Here is a 2,504-nt window from a genome sequence, read left to right as displayed (position 1 = left end):
CACGCTTGACCACGGACAACCACCGCCGCGGCCGGCTACCATCCTGCGTCACTCCCGCGCTCACCTACTACAGGGGTCGGTCCCAACAGCCCGCCGTCACGAACCCCGAAGGGAACGATCCAGCGGACCGGAGGTTAGCACCCCCCGCCTCGGTCCTGGCGGCTCCATGCCGGTACGGGAATATCAACCCGTTCATCCATTCGACTACGCCTGTCGGCCTCGCCTTAGGACCCGACTCACCCAGGGACGATGAACGTGGCCCTGGAACCCTTGGTCATCCAGCGCGGGGGATTGTCACCCCCGTCTCGCTACTCATGTCTGCATTCTCACTCCCATGAAGTCCACCACAGGCTTACGCCGCGGCTTCACCCCATCATGGGACGCTCTCCTACCCAGCCGCACAAGGCGACTGCCGCGTCTTCGGTGGCGTGCTTGAGCCCCGCTACATTGTCGGCGCAGGACCACTAGACCAGTGAGCTGTTACGCACTCTTTCAAGGATGGCTGCTTCTGAGCCAACCTCCTGGCTGTCTATGCGACCCCACATCCTTTCCCACTTAGCACGCGCTTGGGGACCTTAGACGACGATCTGGGCTGTCTCCCTCTCCACGACGAAGCTTATCCCCCGCCGGGTCACTGCCGGAATACAGGTCACGGGTATTCGGAGTTTGGCTGCTGTCGGTACCCTGTACGGGCCCTCAAGCATCCAGTAGCTCTACCCCCCGGATCCAATCAACCGACGCTGCACCTAAATGCATTTCGGAGAGAACCAGCTATCACGGAATTTGATTGGCCTTTCACCCCTAACCCCAAGTCATCCCCCCAGTTTTCAACCTAGGTGGGTTCGGCCCTCCACGCGGTCTTACCCGCGCTTCAGCCTGCTCAGGGCTAGATCATCCCGCTTCGGGTCCAGGGCACGCGACTCAAACGCCTTTTAAGACTCGCCTTCGCTACGCATACACCACACGGCTTATGCTCGCCACGCACCACTGACTCGCAGACTCATTTTTCGATAGGCACGCCGTCACCCCGAAAGGCTCCGACGGATCGCAGGCGCGCGGTTTCAGAAACTATTTCACTCCCCTCCCGGGGTGCTTTTCACCTTTCCCTCACGGTACTCGTACGCTATCGGTCACACGGGAATATTCAGGCTTACCCCACGGTCAGGGCGGATTCACACGGGATTCCACGAGTCCCGTGCTACTCGGGAGAAGCCATCGACAGGCATCGCGCTACCGACTACGGGGCCATCACCCTCTACGGCCGGGAATTCAATCCCGTTCGTCTCGCACGACGCTTTATCACTGCCGGCCGGTCCGTCGGAACCGGCACAGGCCTTCCCACGACACCGCGGCCGCAACCCCCGACGGGTATCACACGACCACGGTTTAGCCATCATCCGCTTTCGCTCGCCACTACTCACGGAATATCCTCTCCTGCAGGTACTGAGATGTTTCACTTCCCTGCGTACCCCCCGCACAAAATGCGGTGACACCCCATGACGGGTGCCGGGTTACCCCATTCGGAAACCCTCGGATCAAAGCCCTGTCGGCGGCTCCCCGAGGACTATCGCGGCCCCACGCGTCCTTCATCGGTCCCATGTGCCAAGGCATCCACCACACGCCCATACCGGGCAACACCCACAACCGGGCATCCCACGGCACCAGGCCAATCCAGCGAATTACCGGACAACACATCATCACACTAACGATCAACAAAACGATCAGCACACCGAAACCAACCGGACCACAACAAGGATCCGGACGGTCCCGGCGAAATCAACAGCAGAAACACCACCACAAAGGGCGGCGCCTCCGCTCGCGTCCACTATCCAGTTCTCAACCAGCCACACGCACCCACCACACGACCAACCCCCACGAACGGAGGACGGCCACACGGAAGGGCGACGGACCACGCCCGACCCACGGGGAGACAACCCCACGGGAGGTGACGGTCCGGGAACCCAAAAGCATGCCCCATACCACCAGCATTGATGACAGTAACCACACCAGCTGCCCCCACCCCCAGGCCGGACGGCCCGGAAACACACGGGGGCTGAACCGACCCCAGAACCGGGGCCGAAAAGAAATCTCCGTAGAAAGGAGGTGATCCAGCCGCACCTTCCGGTACGGCTACCTTGTTACGACTTAGTCCCAATCACGAGTCTCACCTTAGACGGCTCCCCCCACAAGGGTTAGGCCACCGGCTTCGGGTGCTACCCACTTTCATGACTTGACGGGCGGTGTGTACAAGGCCCGGGAACGCATTCACCGCGGCGTTGCTGATCCGCGATTACTAGCGACTCCACCTTCACGGAGCCGAGTTGCAGGCTCCGATCCGAACTGAGACCGGTTTTCAGGGATCCGCTCCGCGTCACCGCATCGCATCCCGCTGTACCGGCCATTGTAGCATGCGTGAAGCCCTGGACGTAAGGGGCATGATGATCTGACGTCATCCCCACCTTCCTCCGAGTTAACCCCGGCGGTCCCCCGTGAGTTCCCACCAT

Annotated in this window: 2 rRNA genes; both read right to left on the bottom strand. The window is 61.2% G+C overall.

The features are described from left to right. A 23S ribosomal RNA gene (locus tag CSQ87_RS10610) occupies positions 1–1,638 on the bottom strand; the annotation flags it as partial. A 458-nt stretch (positions 1,639–2,096) separates the two neighbouring features. Continuing rightward, a 16S ribosomal RNA gene (locus CSQ87_RS10605) occupies positions 2,097–2,504 on the bottom strand; the annotation flags it as partial.

The sequence above is a fragment of the Bifidobacterium simiarum genome, assembly GCF_002802905.1.
Lineage (GTDB): Bacteria > Actinomycetota > Actinomycetes > Actinomycetales > Bifidobacteriaceae > Galliscardovia > Galliscardovia simiarum.
Note: the sequence above shows the minus strand (reverse complement) of the source record. Positions and strands in the feature narration are given on the sequence as shown.